This window comes from Leisingera sp. (assembly GCF_982940295.1).
The window spans coordinates 192,814-209,482 of the sequence record NZ_CEYXRG010000006.1; the positions used below are offsets into that span (position 1 = coordinate 192,814).

Here is a 16,669-nt window from a genome sequence, read left to right on the forward strand (position 1 = left end):
GTTCATGGCCCCGCAGACCCCGCACGTCAAGCGCAGAGCAGTTTCAAACAGCGCATGAAAACAGCGGCAGCCCGCGTCACACTGTATCAGCGCGGCGGTCAGGCAGGCCGCGGCGGGCTGGCGGCCGGGTCAAGGTGTCAAGACAGGGAGAAGGTCTGGAGCGGGTAGCGGGAATCGAACCCGCACCTTAAGCTTGGAAGGCTCTTATGATACCATTTCACCATACCCGCTCAGGACATTTGCTGATTTATGGGAAGCGCCGGGGAAGGTCAACCGTCTTGATTTGCTTTCTCCGGGCACCGCTGGAAATTTTCGGACGGCCCTTGCGGAACACCCCCAAGCCCCCCAAATGATGGGATAAATCTGCTGCCTTGCAGCCCCCTAAAAGGATCCGGACACCCGCTGTGGCCCAAAGCCCCCGAACCGCCGTCATCACCGCCCACGGCCAGCCCTCCGCGCCTGTTCCGGCCGAGGCGGATCTGGCAAAACTCGCCGCGGAAGTTGCTGCGTTTCTGCCGGGGTGGGACATCCGCTCCGCCACTCTCGCAACGCCGGGACGGCTGGAGGAGGTGACGGAGGACGGCGCCGTGGTCTACCCGTTCTTCATGTCGCAGGGCTATTTCACTGCCAAGGTGCTGCCGGCGCGCCTGGAAGGGGTCAATTGCCGCATCGTGGCGCCTTTCGGCCTGGACGCCGCCCTGCCCCCGCTGGCGGCCCAGGCAGTTCATCACGCGGCGCGGGCGCAGGGGTGGGGACCGGACGGGTTCCACCTGCTGCTGGCCGCCCATGGCTCTGCCCGCGGCCCCAAAGCAGCCGAGGCCGCCGAGGCCTTTGCCGCCAGATTGCGCCCGCTGCTACCCGGCTGCACCGTGTCACCAGGCTATGTCGAACAGGATCCCCGGATCGAAACGGTTGCAGGGCCGCTGCCCGCCCGCGCGCTCTGCCTGCCGTTCTTTGCCCAGGCCGGAGACCACGTGAAAGACGACATTCCCGCTGCGCTGCAGGCTGCCCGGTTCGACGGCCCCGTGCTGCCGGTCACAGGCGCACTGCCGGGGGTTCCCAGCCTGATCGCCGAGGCGATCCGCACCGCAGCGTGAACCCGCGGGCCTTGACCCGCCCCCTGCCAGGCGGGAAACTACCCTTCCGGAAAGAAAAACAATTTTGGCCGAGGCAAAGGCAAAACGCCTCTTGCACCAGCGCCGGGCATGTGATTAATCACGGCTTACACCACGGATGGCGAGTTGGCGGAGTGGTGACGCAGCGGATTGCAAATCCGTGTACACCGGTTCGATTCCGGTACTCGCCTCCACATCCTCCTGTCGAAATTCCGTAAAAAGTCAAAGCACTGCCGCCGCACGGCATGTGCCTTGAAACGTTTCACCCAGCGGCGCCAAGGCCGCCAGGTGCATTTCGCTGGCGGCGCCCGCCGCAGCTACCCTGTCAGCCGGAACCGCTGGATCTTGCCGGTTTCCGTCTTTGGCAAGGCCTCCGCGAACACCACCGAGCGCGGATACTTGTAAGGTGCGATCACCGCCTTCACGTGGTCCTGCAACCGTTTGACAAGATCCTCCGACGGTGCCTGCCCCTCGGCAAGAACCACATGCGCCTGCACGATCTCGCCACGCGCCTCGTCCGGGGCGCCGACAACTGCGCATTCCGCCACCGCCTCATGTGCCAGCAGCGCCGCCTCCACCTCCGGTCCGGCAATGTTGTAGCCGGCCGAGACGATCATGTCGTCGTTGCGCGCGGCGAAATGCAGATATCCATCCGCGTCCTGGATAAAACTGTCTCCAGTGATGTTCCAGCCGTCCTTGACGTAATCCGCTTGGCGGCCGTCGGCGAGATAGCGGCAGCCTGTCGGCCCTTTCACCGCCAGCCGCCCGACCTCACCGTGCGGGGCTTCGTTGCCGTCTGCATCCAGCACCTTGACCTGGTAGCCGCCCACAGGCTTACCGGTGCAGGCGGGCCGGTGGTCGCTGAACCGGTTGGTGATGAAGATATGCAGCATCTCCGTCGCGCCGATCCCGTCCAGCATCGGCTTTCCGGTCTTGTCCATCCACTCCTGGTAGACCGGCGCGGGCAGGGTTTCGCCCGCCGAAACCGCTGCCCTGAGCGATGACAGATCCGCGCCCTCGTCCATCGCCCGCAGCATCACCCGGTAGGCGGTCGGGGCGGTGAAGCAGACCGTCGCCTTGTACTTCTCGATGATCTCGATGAGGTTCGGCGGAGAGGCATTCTCCAAGAGTGTTGCCGCCGCACCGAACCGCAGCGGGAAAATCGCCAGCCCGCCCAGGCCGAAAGTGAAGGCCAGCGGCGGCGAGCCGACAAATACGTCCTCCGGCTGCACATCCAGCACTTCGCGGGCATAACCGTCAGCGATGATCAGCAGGTCGCGGTGGAAATGCATCGTCGCCTTGGGCGACCCGGTGGTGCCGGAAGTAAAGCCCAGCAGCGCCACATCATCCCGCCCCGTCTTAACCGCCTCATAAGTGACCGGTTTCTCCAGAGCCAGCCGGTCCAGCTCCGCATCGTGGTTGGAGGTGCCGTCGAAACCCACAACCGTGTTCAGGAACTTCGACTCCTTGGCACAGGCGACCAGCTCATCCTTCAGCCGGGTGTCGCACAGCGCGTGGGAGATTTCAGCCTTGTCGACGATCTTGGCCAGCTCCCCCTTGCGCAGCATCGGCATGGTGTTGACGACCACCGCGCCCGCCTTGGTCGCCGCCAGCCAGCAGGCCACCATCGCCGGATTGTTGGCGGAGCGGATCAGCACCCTGTTACCGGGTTTCACACCCAGATCCTCGGTCAGCACATGCGCCAGCCGGTTGGTCCAGTCGGCCAGTTCCTTGTAAGTTCGGTAGCGGCCGTTGCCGATCAGCGCGGTATGGTCGCCAAAGCCCTTCTCCACCATCGCATCGGTCAACTCGACCGCCGCGTTCAGGTATTCGGGATAGTCGAACCCCTCCAGCAGGAACTCCGGCCACTGGTCCGCTGACGGCAGGTTGTCCCGGGTGAAAGTATCCGCATGGGCTGATGGTCCCAGCATCTCAATTCCCTCCCTGAAAGGCACCAAGGGCCTGACGGGCGATCACCACCCGCTGCACGTCAGAGGCGCCCTCGTAAATCCGCAAGGCGCGGATATCGCGGTAAAGTTCTTCCACCTTCTGGCCCCGGCGCACACCGTCGCCGCCGTGCAGCTGCACGGCCTTGTCGATCACCTGCTGCGCCTGATCGGTGGAGAACAGCTTGGCCATCGCGGCCTCCCGCGTGACGCGTGCCGCACCGGAATCCTTGGCCCAAGCAGCGCGGTAGACCAGCAGTGCGCTGGCATCCACATCCAGCGCCATGTCGGCGATATGGCCCTGCACCATCTGCAGTTCGAACAGCGGCGCGCCCTGCACTTGGCGTTCCGTCACCCGCTGCAGCGCCTCGTCCAGCGCCCGGCGGGCAAAGCCCAGCGCCGCCGCCGCCACGGTGGAGCGGAACACATCCAGCACCGACATGGCGATCTTGAAGCCCGCACCAGGCTGCCCCAGCAGCGCCGATTTCGGAATTCGGCAATCGGTGAACCGCAGCGTCGCCAGCGGATGCGGCGCGATCACCTCCTGGCGCTCCGCAACCTCGAACCCAGGCAAGCCTGCGGGCACGACAAAGGCCGAAAGCCCCTTCGCCCCCGGCGCCTCGCCGGTGCGGGCAAAAAGCGTGTAGACATCGGCAATCCCGCCGTTGGAAATCCAGGTCTTCTCGCCGTTCAGCACATAATGATCGCCATCCAGCGTGGCGGTCATGGTGGAACTCGCCACATCCGACCCCGACTGCGGCTCGGTTAGCGCAAAGGCCGAAATCGCCTTGCCTGCCCGGGTCAGCGGCAGCCATTCCGCCTGCTGCTCCGGCGTGCCAAACAGCGAGATCGCACCGGTGCCCAGCCCCTGCATAGCAAAGGCGAAGTCGGCCAGCCCGTCATGGCGCGCCAGCGTCTCGCGGATCAGGCACAGGCTGCGCACATCCAAGCTCTCGCCGGCTTCGGCACCGCTGTGCCGGGTCCAGCCCGCTGCGCCAAGCGCCGCCACCAGCGAGCGGCAGGCCGCATCCGTGTCGGAATGATCAATCCCGCCCAGATGCGCCCCGGCCCACTCGTCCAGCTCCGCCGCCAAGGCACGATGCCGGTCTTCAAAGAACGGCCAGGTTAGAAAGCTCTTGTCCGCCATCCGCGTCTCCTCCCGGTGAACAGGCTGCACGCCCGTTTCATCTTACCCAAAATACTCCCGCCGGAGGCACCCGCGCCCTCCTCCGGCGCTAGTTCCAGCGGTGCCGCGGCTCAGTCGCCTTCAAACAGCGGCTTTTCCTTCTTCACAAAGGCATGATAGGCGCGCTCGAAATCTGCTGTCTGCATACAGATCGCCTGCGCCTGCGCCTCCGCTTCGATCGCCTGCTCTATCGACATCGACCATTCCTGCGCCAGCATGGTCTTGGTCATCATGTGGCCAAAGTTCGGCCCCGCCGCGATCCGCGCGGCCCAATTCTGCGCCTCCGCTTCCAGCTCCTCCGCCGCAACCAGCTTGTTGTGGAAGCCCCAGGCGTGGCCTTCCTCGGCGCTCATCGACCGCCCGGTATAAAGCAGCTCCGCCGCCCGCCCCTGGCCGATGATCCGGGGCAGGATTGCGCAGGCGCCCATGTCGCAGCCCGCCAGACCCACACGGGTGAACAGGAACGCAGTCTTCGCCTCCGGCGTCGCGATCCGGATGTCCGAGGCCATGGCGATGATCGCGCCCGCGCCCACACAAATGCCGTCAATCGCCGCAATCACCGGCTTGCCGCAGTTCACGATCGCCTTGACCAGATCGCCGGTCATCCGGGTGAACGCCAGCAGCTCCTTCATGCTCATCTTCGTCAGCGGCCCGATGATATCATGCACATCACCACCGGAGCAGAAATTGCCGCCGTTGGAGGCAAAGACCACCGCCTTGACCGTATCGTCATAGTGCAGATCCCGGAACCAGTCGCGCAGCTCGGCGTAGCTGTCGAAGGTCAGCGGGTTCTTCCGCTCCGGCCGGTCCAGCGAGACGGTGGCGATGCCGTCCTCGATCCGGCACAGGAAGTGTTTCGGGTCCGTGTTCAGCATCACGCCTTGCCTCCGTTTTCCAGACGCCGGGCCACCGCGTCCAGGCTTTCTGCTATCCTCTGCACCTCATCGGCGGTCAGCCCGTCGAAGGCCGCGTTGATCCAGCCCTCATGGGCGTCCGCCTGCCGGGCAAACTCCGCCTTGCCCGCAGGGGTCAGCCGCACCAGATTGGCGCGCCGGTCGCCCTCGACCTTCTCGCGCAGCACATGGCCGTCCTCGACCAGCCGCTCGACAATGCCGGTCACGTTGCCGTTGGAGACTTTCAGAACCCCCGACAGTTCGCTCATCTTCAGGCCCTTGCCGTGCTGCATCAGCGCCGCCATCACATCGAACCGCGGCAGCGTGGTTGCGAAATCACGGCGCAGGTTCTCGCGCACTTCGCTCTCCACCGCCTTGGTGGCCTTCAGCACCTTCAGCCACAGCCGCAGCCGGTCTTTCGAAGTTGTGCTCAAATCTCCCCTCCCGAAATCGGCAGCGCGCTGCCGTTGACTGACCCCGCGCCTGCGCTGGCCAGCCACAGCGCCGCATCCGCCACTTCCCCCGGCTGGATAAAGCGGTCCTGGGGATTGCCGCGGCGCAGGGATTTGGCCGCCTGTTCCTCTGTCATCCCGGTCTTTGCCACGATGTTGTCCAGCGATCTTTGCAGCAGCGGCGTTTCAATGAAACCCGGACAGATCGCATTCACCGTCACCCCGGTCTTCGCCAGCTCCACCGCCAGCGCCCGGGTCAGGCCGACAACCCCGTGTTTCGCGGCGCAATAACCGGAGACATAGGGGTAGCCCTTCAGCCCAGCGGTGGAGGCAATGGCAATCAGCCGCCCCCAGCCTTGGCCCTTCATCCCCGGCAGGCAAGCCTGCCACAGATTGAAGACACCGGTCAGATTGACCGACAGCGCCGCCTCGAAGTCCCCGGTGGTCATCCGCTCAAAAGGCTTGGACGGCGCCGCACCGGCATTGGCCAGCGCGATGCCCACCGGCCCGTTGGCCTCAGCCGCCTTGGCCAGCGCTGCATCCAGTTCAGCCCTGTCCGTGACGTCACAGCCAGCGGCGAAGGCGCCGGTACGGTCCGCCACTTCCTGCAACGGCTCCATGCGGCGGCCCAGGATGGTGACCTTGGCGCCGCCCGCGGCAAACCGCGCGGCCAGTTCGGCGCCGACGCCCGAGCCGCCGCCGGAAATCACCGCATGTTTGCCCGCCACGCTCATGCCCGGATCACCTCCGCCTCGCGGTCGGCCAGCCGCCACAGCTGATCGCGGCCCGCGTGATAAGGCAGCGGCCATTCGCCATGCCGGTCACCGATCCGCGCCGCCTCGTGCAGGCTCCAGTAGGGGTCAGCCAAGTGCGGGCGGCCGACGCAGACCAGATCCGCCCGGCCCGCCATCAGGATCGAGTTTGCATGGTCTGCCTCATAGATATTGCCGACCGCCATGGTGGCAATCCCGGCCTCGTTGCGGATGCGGTCGGAGAACGGGGTCTGGAACATCCGCCCGTAAACCGGCTGCGCATCAGTGGAGGTCTGCCCGGCGGAGACATCAATGATATCCGCACCGGCTGCGGTGAACGCCTTGGCGATCTCGACCGCGTCCTCCGGCGTCACGCCTTCGTCGCCGACCCAGTCGTTGGCCGAGATACGGACAGACATCGGCTTCCCTTCCGGCCAGACCGCGCGCATCGCCTGAAACACCTCCAGCGGATAGCGCAGGCGGTTTTCCAGGGAGCCGCCGTACTCATCCGCGCGCATGTTCGATTTTGGCGAGATAAAGGACGAAATCAGGTATCCGTGCGCCGCATGAAGTTCGATCATGTCAAACCCGGCGCGCTCTGCCATCTGCGCTGCGGCCACGAATTCCGCCTTAATCGCATCCATTTCCGCGCGTGAGATTTCCCGTGGTGCCGGGTTGTTGTCCGACCACGGGATGGGTGAGGCCGAAACCGTCTCCCAGTTCCCGTCAGGCAAGGGCGCGTCCATCTCCTCCCAGCCCAGCTGGGTCGACCCCTTGCGGCCTGAATGGCCGATCTGGCAGCAGATCTTTGCGCTGGTTTCTGCATGGACGAAATCGGTCAGCCGCTTCCACGCCGCTTCATGCTCCGGCGCATAAAGCCCCGGACAACCGGGCGTGATCCGCCCCTCCGCCGAGACACAGGTCATCTCGGTATAGACCAGCCCCGCCCCGCCCTTGGCACGCTCGCCATAATGGATCAGGTGCCAGTCTGTTGGACTGCCCTCCACCGCCTTGTACTGCGCCATGGGCGAGACCACGATGCGGTTCTTCAGTTCCATACCGCGCAGCTTGTACGGGGCAAACATCGGCGGCCGCACCGGCGCATCCGCAGGCGCGCCTGCTTTATCCTGGAACCACTTCTCTGCGCTTTCCAGCCACTCCGCATCCCGCAAGCGCAGGTTTTCGTGGGAAATCCGCTGCGAGCGGGTCAGCAGCGAGTAATTGAACTGCACCGGGTCCATGTCCAGATAGCGCTCGACTTCCTCGAACCACTCCAAGGAGTTGCGCGCCGCCGATTGCAGCCGCAGCACATCCAGCCGCCGCTCCTCCTGATAGCGCTCGAAAGCGCGTTCCATAGACGGTTCCGTGGTCAGCAGCTCCGCCAGAGCAATGGCGCTGTCAAACGCCAGCCGCGAGCCCGAGCCGATCGAGAAATGCGCCGTGGCAGAGGCATCGCCCAGCAGAACAACGTTCTCGTGGTGCCATTTCTCGCACAGCACCCGCGGGAAATTGATCCACACCGCGGCGCCGCGCAGATGCGCCGCATTGGACATCAGCGCGTGCCCGCCCAGGTGATCGGCAAAGATCTCCTCGCAGGTGCGGATGATCTCCTCCTTGCTCATCCCCTTGAAACCCCAGTTCTCCCAGGTCTCAGCCGAGCATTCGACAATCACCGTCGCGGTGTCATCGTCGAACTGATACGCGTGGATCCACATCCAGCCGTGCTTGGTCTTCTCAAAAATGAAGGTGAAGGCGTCGTCGAATTTCTGATGGGTGCCCAGCCAGATGAACTTGCAGGGGCGCACATCGATTTCCGGTTTAAAGTGTTCCGCGAACTCATTGCGCACACTGGAATTCAGCCCGTCGCAGCCAACCACCAGATCATATTCCTTCCGGTACTCAGCAGCGGTCTTGGCAACGGTCTCGAACTGCAGGTCCACCCCTAGCTCGCGCGCCCGGTCCTGCAGCAGCAAGAGCATTTGCTTACGCCCGATACCGGCAAAGCCGTGGCCGCCCGACACCGTGCGTACCCCGTTATGGACAACCGCAATGTCGTCCCAATAGGCAAAACTCTCCCGGATCGCCGCTGCGCTTTTGGGGTCGTTTTCGCTCAGGTTCTCCAGCGCGTCATCCGACAGCACCACGCCCCAGCCAAAGGTGTCATCTGCCTTGTTGCGCTCGATCACCGTGACCTCGGCGTCCGGCTGGCGCAGCTTCATCGAGATCGCAAAGTAAAGGCCGGCAGGCCCTCCCCCAAGACAGACGACTTTCATGACCATCCTCTCCCGCTCAGCGCTGATTACGGAGATCAGGATAAGCGGGCCGGGAAAAACTTCAAGCCTAAAGTTTTAAGCTTGAAGCAAATGGCCGCAGGAAACCGCCGCATCCCGATACCGGGCCGCTGTAAGGAAGAAACACGCACAGGCACATATTCCGGGCGGGGCCAGCCGCGCAGCCCGGCGCAAATCACAGTCCCCGCAGATACTCCATCACCGCCGGGCGCACCGCCTGATCGCCGCGGTGGCGCGCGTCCGAAATGATCTTGCGCAGCTCGCCCAGATCCACCCGCAGCAGCAGCGACTTCACCGGCCCGATCGAGGCCGGACGCATCGACAGCGTGCGGATGCCCATCGCGGCCAGGCACACGGCCTCCACCGGACGGCCCGCATCCTCGCCGCAGAAGCTGAGCGGTGTGCCTGAGATGGCGCAGCGCTCGACGATCCGCTCGATGAAGCTCAGAAAGCTCACATTCAGCGTGTCATAACGCTTGCGGACCCGTTCGTTTTCACGGTCGGCGGCAAAGAAGAACTGCTTGAGGTCATTTCCGCCAATGGAGATAAAGGCGACCTCGTCAAAGAACTTTTGCGGCGCATAGGCCAGCGAGGGCGTCTCCAGCATCGCGCCCACCTTCAGATCCGCAGGCAGCACGTGGCCCAGAATACGCTCGCGCTCGATAGTCTTTTCGACCTCGGCCTTGGCGGCGCGGTATTCCTCGAACTGGGCGACAAAGGGAAACATGATCGACAACGGGCGGCCTTCGGCAGAACGCAGCAGCGCCTGCAGCTGCATCCGCATCACGCCCGGTTTGTCCAGCCCCACCCGGATCGCCCGCCAGCCCAGCGCCGGGTTCGGCTCATCCGTTGGCTTCATGTAGGGCAGCACTTTGTCGGAACCGATATCCAGAGTGCGGAACACCACCGGCTTGCCATGAGCCGCGTCCAGGACCCGCTTGTAGAGCGCCACCAGTTCCGAGCGTTTCGGCATCTGATTGCGGACCAGGAACTGCAATTCCGTGCGGAACAGCCCCACCCCTTCGGCACCGGAGCCATCCAGCGACGGGAGGTCGGCCATCAGGCCCGCGTTCATCACCATGTTGATGCGCTGCCCGTCGGTGGTTATCGCGGGCTTGTCGCGGATCGAGGCATATCGCTCCTGCGCCTGTGCATGCATCGCGATCTTGTCGCGAAAGGCGCCGACGACGGTTTCGTCGGGGCGCAGATGCACCACGCCCTGATCGCCATCGACCATGATGTGGTCGCCATTCAGCGCCTCGGTGGTGACGCGCTTGGCATTCACCACCAGCGGAATCGCCAGCGCCCGCGCAACAATGGCCGCGTGGGAGCCGACGGAGCCCTCCTCCAGCACGATCCCGCGCAAGGACCGGCCGTATTCCAGCAGGTCGCCGGGCCCGATATTGCGCGCAATCAGGATCGGGTTCTCCGGCAGATCCGCCCCCGTGTCGGCCCCCTGCCCGGTCAGAATCCGCAGCAGCCGGTTCGACAGATCGTCCAGATCACTCAGCCGCTCACGCAGATAGGCGTCCTGAACTTGCGACATCCGGGCCCGGGCCTGCGACTGTTCTTTTTCCACCGCAGCCTCGGCGCTCAGGCCGCGGGCGATGTCTTCTTCCATGCGCCGCATCCAGCCCTTGGAATTGGCAAACATCCGGTAGGCTTCCAGGACCTGCAACTGCTCCTTGTCGCCGTTGCGGGAGACTTCCAGCATCTTGTCGACACCGACCCGCAGTTCCTCGACAGCATCATTCAGCCGCTCCAGCTCACGCTGGGGATCATCGGCAATCGGGTTGGTGACGATCACGCGCGGCTCATGCAGCCACACGTTGCCTTCTGCCGCGCCTTCCTGGGCCGAAGTTCCGTGAATCAGCACTGCCTGCTGGTGCAGGGGCGACAGCGCCGCGCCCTCGCCGACAAAGGCGCCCAGCTCGGTCATCTCGGCGATCACCATCGCCACCACTTCCAGCGCATAGACCGCGTCCGCCGAAAACTCGCGCGCCTCCTTGGACTGCACCACCAGGACGCCCAGCATCTCGCCCAGCCGCTGGATCGGCACGCCAAGGAAAGAGGAATACCGTTCCTCCCCGGTTTCCGGCATATAGCGGAAGCCCTTGGCGTTCGGCGCATCCGGCGTGTTCACAACTTTGCCATAGCGCGCCACCCGGCCGACCAGGCCCTCGCCGATCCGCATCCGGGTCTGGTGCACCGATTCGCGGTTCAAACCCTGAGTCGCGCACAGCTCCAGAGTCTCGTCATCGCGGAACAGATAGACCGAGCACACCTCGGTTCCCATGCTGTCAGCGATCAGATGGGTGATCTTGTCCAGCCGCGCCTGGCCGGCATCATCACTCGCCATCGCCTCCCGCAAGCGGCCCAGAAGCTTCCTGCTTTCGGATTCCGTCGTATCGGACATTCTCACCCTCTCCCGAGGTCTTCCCCCTGCACGCTGCCGTCCAGATTGCTGCTCTGGAACGGACACCGCCCAGAGTAGTACGCCAGCGCGCGCTCCTCCACCCACTTGTCCCACCCTAAGATGAAAAGTCCAAGTGTTTTTGCAGTATTGCCCGCAATCAGCGCAGTCCGCCAAGGCGCTGCGCAAATTACCGCGCAGGGCAGCCCTGACACAACAAAGGCGCCAGAGCGGCGCCTTTGCAAAATTCCGAATCTTTATGCCAGATCAGCGCTTAGCCGGCTTTCTGCAATTCAAACGCGTCATGCAGCGCCTGCACGGCCAGTTCCATGTACTTGCGGTCGATCAGCACCGAGATCTTGATTTCCGAGGTGGTGATCACCTTGATGTTGATGCCCTCATCCGACAGCACCTTGAACATCTTAGCCGCAACACCGGACTGCGAGCGCATACCGATGCCGACCACCGAAACCTTGGCCACATCACGGTCGGCCAGCAGTTCGGCATAGTTCAGCTCGCCCTTTTCCTTGATCGCCAGCAGTGCCTGCTCGGCGCGGGCCACCTGATCGGTCGGACAGGAGAAGGTCATGTCGGTGCGGCCCTCTTCGGAGATGTCCTGCACGATCATGTCCACGTTCACGCCTGCGTCGCTGAGCGTGGTAAAGATGGTCGCCGCGATGCCAGGGCGGTCCGCCACCGACTGCACGGTCAGCTTGGCTTCGTCACGGGAATAGGCCACACCGGCCACAACATTGGATTCCATGATTTCCTCCTCGTCGCAGACCAGGGTTCCGGCCTCGTCGGACTGTTCCTCAAAGCTCGACAGAACGCGCAGCTTCACCTTATAGCGCATTGCCAGTTCGACCGAGCGGGTTTGCAGCACCTTGGCCCCCAGCGAGGCCAGCTCCAGCATCTCTTCAAAGGCGATTTTATCCAGCTTGCGCGCCTTGTCGCAAATCCGCGGATCGGTCGTATAGACGCCATCCACGTCGGTGTAGATATCGCAGCGCTCCGCCCCGAACGAGGCGGCAAAGGCCACTGCCGTGGTGTCAGAGCCGCCGCGGCCCAGGGTGGTGATACGGCCTTCCGGGCTGATGCCCTGAAAACCGGCGACGACGGCCACCTTCATGCCCTCGGCAAACTTGGCGTGGATGTTTTCCGGCGGGATCTCCTCGATCCGCGCCTGGCTGTGCGCCGAGTTGGTCTTGAGCGGCACCTGCCATCCCTGCCAGCTGCGCGCGGGTACATCCATTTCCTGCAGCGTCAGCGCCATCAGGCCAGCTGTCACATTCTCGCCCGAGGACACCACGGCATCATATTCCCGCGCGTCATAAAGCGGCGAGGTCTCATCGACCCAGCCCACCAGCTCATTGGTCTTGCCGGACATGGCGGAGACGATGACGATCACGTCATAGCCCTTGGCCACTTCTACGCCGACGCGTTTGGCGGCACGGCGGATGCGGTCCAGGTTGGCGACAGATGTGCCGCCGAATTTCATCACAAGTACGGGCATATGGAACGGGTCTCCCTGCGCTTGCGGGTTTCGGTCCCGTGCCTCATATGCGAGCGGCCCCTTGAGGGCAAGAGCGCGCAGGCCCTGCGGGCAAGGAAGCTGCGGTTCACCCCGCCCCTCCGGCGCGGCAAAGCGCCACAACACCCGGCTTGCGCAATTTTCGCCAATCCGCGGGCGCTCAGCCGCGCCAGAACCGCACCGTCAGAATGGCGTAGACCGCCATCAGCTCCAGCCGCCCGATCAGCATCGCCGCGCTCAGGATCCATTTCGCCGGATCGTTGAGGGTGGAGAAATTGCCGGCCGGTCCAATTGTATCGCCCAGGCCGGGGCCGATATTGGCCACAGCCGTGGCCGCCCCCGATACCGCGGTGACGAAATCCAGCCCGGTCAGCGCCAGCGCCCAGGCCACCACACCCAAAGTGACGACAAAGAACATGAAGAAAGAGATCACCGAACTCAGCACTTCAGCGTTCACCGGCCGCCCCTCATAGCGGGTGATGAACACCCCGTGCGGCGAGCGGATGCGCTGGATCTGGCCGCGGATTGAGGCAAACAGCAGCTGGTAGCGGAAGATCTTGACCGAACAGGCGGTCGAGCCCGCGCAGCCGCCGATCAGCCCGGTGAAGAAGAAGATCATCACCAGGAAGCTGCCCCACTGCATGTAATCGGCGCTGGCATAGCCGGTGCCGGACATGATCGAGGTGATGTTGAACAGGGCCGAGCGCAGCGCCTCCTCGCCCCCGTGCGGGCGCGTGTAATACAGCACCCCAGTGGCAATCGCGACCAGCAAGCCCAGCGTCATCAAAAACCCGCGGATCTGGCTGTCGCGCAGCATCGGCGTGCCATGGCCGTTGATCAGCTGCACATAGCGCACGAACGGCAGTGCAGCCAGGATCATGAAGACGGAGGCGGCATATTCCACGGGCCCGGCAAAGGCCCCGAAGGACGCATCGTAATTGGCAAAGCCGCCGGTGGCGATGGTGGTCATCGAATGCACCAGCGCATCGAACGGCCCCATGCCCATCACCATGTAGACCAGCATGCAGGCCATGGTCAGCGACACGTAGATCAGCGAGATCTGCTTGGCGATCGCCTGTGCACGCGGCAGGATTTTACCGAAGGTGTCAAAGCTTTCGGATTTAAAGATCTGCATCCCCCCGACCCGCAGCTCGGGCAGGAACACCATCGCCACAACAATGATGCCGATCCCGCCGACCCACTGCAGGATGCCGCGCCACAATAGCAATCCGCGCGGCAGGTCATCCAGACCGGAAATCACCGTCGAACCGGTGGTGGTCAGCCCCGACATCGCTTCAAAGAAGGCGTCGACAAACCGCAATTCGGTCGCCCCCAGCATCAGCGGGATCGCCCCGAACAGCGGCAGCGCCAGCCAGACAGTGGTGGTCAAAAGGAAGGTCTGGCGGATGCTCAGCCCCTCCTTGACCCCGTTGGCACAGCTCAGCGCCAGCAGGCCGCCAACCAGGATCGAGAACACCGAGCTTTCCAGAAACACATGCCATTCACCGCGGCCGTCCAGCAGGTCGACCAGCAGCGGGAACACCATCATGGCTCCCAAAATGACGACCAGCAGGCCGATGACATATCCAACCGGGCGGAGATCCAACATGCGGCGCAGCGTTGGCCCCCCGCGCGGTAAGTGTCAAGTGCGCGGCACTATTCGCCGCTGCCGCTCTTGGCAGGAGCGTTGCGCTGCGGCATCTGCGGTGGTGTCGAAGGTTTGCGCGGGCGTTTGGCTGACGCGGACTGGGGCGCTTCTGCCTTGGCTGGTGCTTTTGCCTCCGCTGCCGGCGGTTTTGCCTGCGGCGATTTCGCCTCAGACGCCCGAGCTTTTGCCTCAGACGCTTTGGATTCCACAGCTTTTACCTCCGCCCCTTTGGCTTCCGGAGTTGCGGCTTTTGGCGCTTCGGTTTTGGCTGCAGGTTGCGCTACAGACTTGGCAGACTGCTCTTGCTCGCCCTTGCGGGCTGAGGACGTGCGGAACACCGCAGGCGCCTCTTTCATCCCGGACCCCGCAGCCGGTCCGCCCTGCTTGGCGGCCTGATTATCCACAGCCTCTTTTGCGGGCTGCGCCGCGGCCGTTTTGGCCTGCTCCGGCTTGGCTGCCGTGTTTGCGGCCTTTGCACGTGCCGGCGCTTTCCGCGCGGCAGGCTTGCGGGTCGCGGTCTTGCGGACCGAGGGCTTTTTCGCGGCGGGTTTCCCGGCCGCCTTGGCAGCCAGCTTTGTCCGCGCCTGCGTCTGCTCTGCGGCTGCCGGGTTGGGCTCCGCTGCAGATTCCGCCTTTGCTTCAGGTTTCGCGTCTGCCTTGGGTTCTGTTTTGGCTTCCGCTTTGGGCTCCGCTGCCGGTTCGGCTTTAGCTTCCGGCGCGGTCTCTGCCGCTGCCGGGTTTGCTCCCATCAGCCGCCGTTGCGCTTCCATCATCGAATGCGCCATCCGCATCTGCTCATAGGGCGCCTGCAGCGCGGCCTCTGCCGCCTGGCGCCACAGCTTCAGCTGCATGCCCGCTGCAAACCCTGCCCATTCATGTGCCCTGGCCGTCAAACCGGCAATATGGTGAAAGCTCGTCATCTGATACTCCTCAAGTCCTGCACTGGCCTCGCGCCGGGGCTGTTCTGTGTGGTCCGGGCAAGGGTAAAGGGGAGCGGACACCGGATGAGCCCCGGGCCGGGTACAGCAGAATTCGGGCCGTCAATTGCAGACACCTGCGCACAAGCTCCCCTGCCCCCCAGCAGGATAACCGGGGGATTCGCGGATCAGGCTAGCATGGGTTTCTGCGCAGCGGCGTAAAAATTGCGGCAACGCAGAAAATGCCGCATATCCGGCGGAAACCTGCCCGAAAGCCAGGCAGTCCCGCAGTTGGATCAGCCGTGATGGATCAGAGTAGAGAACAGCTTGGGGTCCAGGCTCATCGCCTTGAACAGCGGGCCTTGGGTCAGCACGCTGACCGCATCATGGCTGTGCAGGCTTTCCTGATGGCTGGCCACGACCCGGAAATCACCGATCCGGGCATCGCCCTGCAGCGCTTCACAAAACAGCCGCGCCGCGTCCTCGACAAAGATAGGGTTGGCGGCGTTCAGCTCGGCAAAGGCCTGCTCATCCTCGCGCTTGACCATCACCTGGGTCTCGGTCGGCACCGCCTTGCGGCAGAGCTCGATCAGGTCCTCGAACCAAAGGCACTCGCTGCCGGGCACCGATTGCACCGAAATCCGCGCGACGGAGCGCTGCGAATGCGGCGTTGCCAGCTGGCCCCGCGCCTGGCGGGCGTGCTCCGACAATTCCAGCGAGCATGGGCAGGTCGAAGAATAAACGTAGTCCAGATGCATGATCTTCTCACGCACCCCGTCATGGTCCACCAGTTCCAGCGCAAAGTCGTAATACTGATAGCCGCTGAGGCCGGAGCGCAGGCTTTCAACGCGTGCAGGGAAGGAGAACCGCATCTGGATGCGCGCATCCGGGCTGTCCAGATCGCTCAGGTAATCATCCAGCGCGTTCGCCATCACCTCGAAACTGAAGGTGCGCTCCGCGTGCTTGTAAAAGGTGCGCATGATCCGGGACATGTTGATGCCCTTCTTGCCCGCATCCAGGCTGACGGTGCCGGTCACGCTGGTTTCCAGCGTCAGGTCGCCGTCGTCGCGGGTATGAAACCGGATCGGCAGGCGGAAATTCGAAATCCCCACATGCTGGATCTGCTCCTTGGCGCCGCGGATCAGGCTGGTCGGCCCGTTCTGCAAGTCGGGCAGCGTCGCGCGATAGGCCTCGTCCGACTTGAAATCCTCGGGGTAAGTCCGCGACAAATCCGGATAATTCCCGACCTCACGGCCCGGCAGCAGCCGCGCCACGGCCGGGTCCAGCTCGGCAATTTCGGTCTCAGACGCAATGCCGGCCCAGGCCCGCAGCACATCCAACGCGGCAGCGGCTGCCTCGCGGTCCGGAGCCTCTGCGGCGTCGCGGTTGTGAATGTTCATCGGCGTTTCCCCCAAATCATAGGGCCCATATAAGGACTGGCAGGCTACTCCCATATACCGTTACGCGGCAAATTACAAAACGGAACCGCCAAATGCGGCAGAACTTGCGCCTGCACGGACAGCCT

12 protein-coding genes and 2 tRNA genes are annotated in these 16,669 nt (G+C 63.9%); 2 read left to right on the top strand and 12 right to left on the bottom strand.

All coding sequences use genetic code 11. The annotated features are described in order from the left end of the window. Nucleotides 1-156: 156 nt before the first annotated feature. A tRNA-Gly gene (locus AC4HIX_RS08225) sits at nt 157-230 on the bottom strand. Nucleotides 231-404: 174 nt separating this feature from the next. Here AC4HIX_RS08225 and AC4HIX_RS08230 point away from each other — a divergent pair. Next, the gene (locus tag AC4HIX_RS08230) at nt 405-1,097 is read left to right on the top strand and encodes a CbiX/SirB N-terminal domain-containing protein (protein WP_490398617.1); all 693 of its coding nucleotides are present in this window, start codon (nt 405-407) and stop codon (nt 1,095-1,097) included. A 138-nt stretch (nt 1,098-1,235) separates the two neighbouring features. After that, nucleotides 1,236-1,309: transfer RNA gene (locus AC4HIX_RS08235), tRNA-Cys, on the top strand. Between the two features lie 123 nt (nt 1,310-1,432). Here AC4HIX_RS08235 and AC4HIX_RS08240 read toward each other — a convergent pair. The 11 genes from AC4HIX_RS08240 to folE2 form a co-directional block, all read right to left on the bottom strand. Further along, nucleotides 1,433-3,046 carry an AMP-binding protein gene (locus tag AC4HIX_RS08240; RefSeq protein WP_490398618.1) on the bottom strand — a complete coding sequence of 538 codons (1,614 nt, stop codon included), beginning with the start codon at nt 3,044-3,046 and terminating at the stop codon, nt 1,433-1,435. A gap of 1 nt (nt 3,047) precedes the next feature. Next, nucleotides 3,048-4,208, bottom strand: coding sequence for an acyl-CoA dehydrogenase family protein (locus AC4HIX_RS08245; RefSeq protein ID WP_490398619.1), 1,161 nt, complete (start codon nt 4,206-4,208; stop codon nt 3,048-3,050). Between the two features lie 110 nt (nt 4,209-4,318). Further along, on the bottom strand, nt 4,319-5,122 hold the full coding sequence (locus AC4HIX_RS08250) for an enoyl-CoA hydratase family protein (protein WP_490398637.1): 804 nt from the start codon (nt 5,120-5,122) through the stop codon (nt 4,319-4,321). Then, entirely contained in the window at nt 5,122-5,574 is a 453-nt protein-coding gene (locus AC4HIX_RS08255) for a MarR family winged helix-turn-helix transcriptional regulator (RefSeq protein WP_490398620.1), read from the bottom strand. Before AC4HIX_RS08255 ends, AC4HIX_RS08250 begins: the two co-directional genes overlap by 1 nt. Further along, nucleotides 5,571-6,326: an SDR family NAD(P)-dependent oxidoreductase gene (locus tag AC4HIX_RS08260; RefSeq protein ID WP_490398621.1), complete on the bottom strand. Its 756-nt coding sequence runs from the start codon at nt 6,324-6,326 to the stop codon at nt 5,571-5,573. Before AC4HIX_RS08260 ends, AC4HIX_RS08255 begins: the two co-directional genes overlap by 4 nt. After that, the gene (locus tag AC4HIX_RS08265) at nt 6,323-8,617 is read right to left on the bottom strand and encodes a bifunctional salicylyl-CoA 5-hydroxylase/oxidoreductase (RefSeq protein WP_490398622.1); all 2,295 of its coding nucleotides are present in this window, start codon (nt 8,615-8,617) and stop codon (nt 6,323-6,325) included. The genes AC4HIX_RS08260 and AC4HIX_RS08265 overlap by 4 nt, the downstream gene beginning before the upstream one ends. Before the next feature lie 193 nt (nt 8,618-8,810). Continuing rightward, nucleotides 8,811-11,051 (bottom strand): phosphoenolpyruvate--protein phosphotransferase, encoded by a 2,241-nt coding sequence (gene ptsP, locus AC4HIX_RS08270; RefSeq protein WP_475050912.1) that lies wholly within the window; start codon nt 11,049-11,051, stop codon nt 8,811-8,813. Nucleotides 11,052-11,322: 271 nt separating this feature from the next. Further along, on the bottom strand, nt 11,323-12,561 hold the full coding sequence (locus AC4HIX_RS08275) for an aspartate kinase (RefSeq protein WP_490398623.1): 1,239 nt from the start codon (nt 12,559-12,561) through the stop codon (nt 11,323-11,325). Between the two features lie 178 nt (nt 12,562-12,739). After that, entirely contained in the window at nt 12,740-14,188 is a 1,449-nt protein-coding gene (locus tag AC4HIX_RS08280) for a TrkH family potassium uptake protein (protein ID WP_475050909.1), read from the bottom strand. A gap of 47 nt (nt 14,189-14,235) precedes the next feature. Then, on the bottom strand, nt 14,236-15,147 hold the full coding sequence (locus AC4HIX_RS08285) for a hypothetical protein (RefSeq protein ID WP_490398624.1): 912 nt from the start codon (nt 15,145-15,147) through the stop codon (nt 14,236-14,238). 293 nt (nt 15,148-15,440) lie between these two features. Further along, nucleotides 15,441-16,544: a GTP cyclohydrolase FolE2 gene (gene folE2 / locus AC4HIX_RS08290; protein WP_475050906.1), complete on the bottom strand. Its 1,104-nt coding sequence runs from the start codon at nt 16,542-16,544 to the stop codon at nt 15,441-15,443. Nucleotides 16,545-16,669 lie beyond the last annotated feature (125 nt).

What these genes read in the sequence shown, in the direction of transcription:
- AC4HIX_RS08240 (WP_490398618.1), bottom strand. Translation starts at nt 3,046, where the DNA reads ATGCTGGGACCATCAGCCCATGCGGATACTTTCACCCGGGACAACCTG.
- AC4HIX_RS08245 (WP_490398619.1), bottom strand. Translation starts at nt 4,208, where the DNA reads ATGGCGGACAAGAGCTTTCTAACCTGGCCGTTCTTTGAAGACCGGCAT.
- AC4HIX_RS08250 (WP_490398637.1), bottom strand. Translation starts at nt 5,122, where the DNA reads ATGCTGAACACGGACCCGAAACACTTCCTGTGCCGGATCGAGGACGGC.
- AC4HIX_RS08260 (WP_490398621.1), bottom strand. Translation starts at nt 6,326, where the DNA reads ATGAGCGTGGCGGGCAAACATGCGGTGATTTCCGGCGGCGGCTCGGGC.
- AC4HIX_RS08265 (WP_490398622.1), bottom strand. Translation starts at nt 8,617, where the DNA reads ATGAAAGTCGTCTGTCTTGGGGGAGGGCCTGCCGGCCTTTACTTTGCG.
- ptsP (WP_475050912.1), bottom strand. Translation starts at nt 11,051, where the DNA reads ATGTCCGATACGACGGAATCCGAAAGCAGGAAGCTTCTGGGCCGCTTG.
- AC4HIX_RS08275 (WP_490398623.1), bottom strand. Translation starts at nt 12,561, where the DNA reads ATGCCCGTACTTGTGATGAAATTCGGCGGCACATCTGTCGCCAACCTG.
- AC4HIX_RS08280 (WP_475050909.1), bottom strand. Translation starts at nt 14,188, where the DNA reads ATGTTGGATCTCCGCCCGGTTGGATATGTCATCGGCCTGCTGGTCGTC.
- AC4HIX_RS08285 (WP_490398624.1), bottom strand. Translation starts at nt 15,147, where the DNA reads ATGACGAGCTTTCACCATATTGCCGGTTTGACGGCCAGGGCACATGAA.
- folE2 (WP_475050906.1), bottom strand. Translation starts at nt 16,544, where the DNA reads ATGAACATTCACAACCGCGACGCCGCAGAGGCTCCGGACCGCGAGGCA.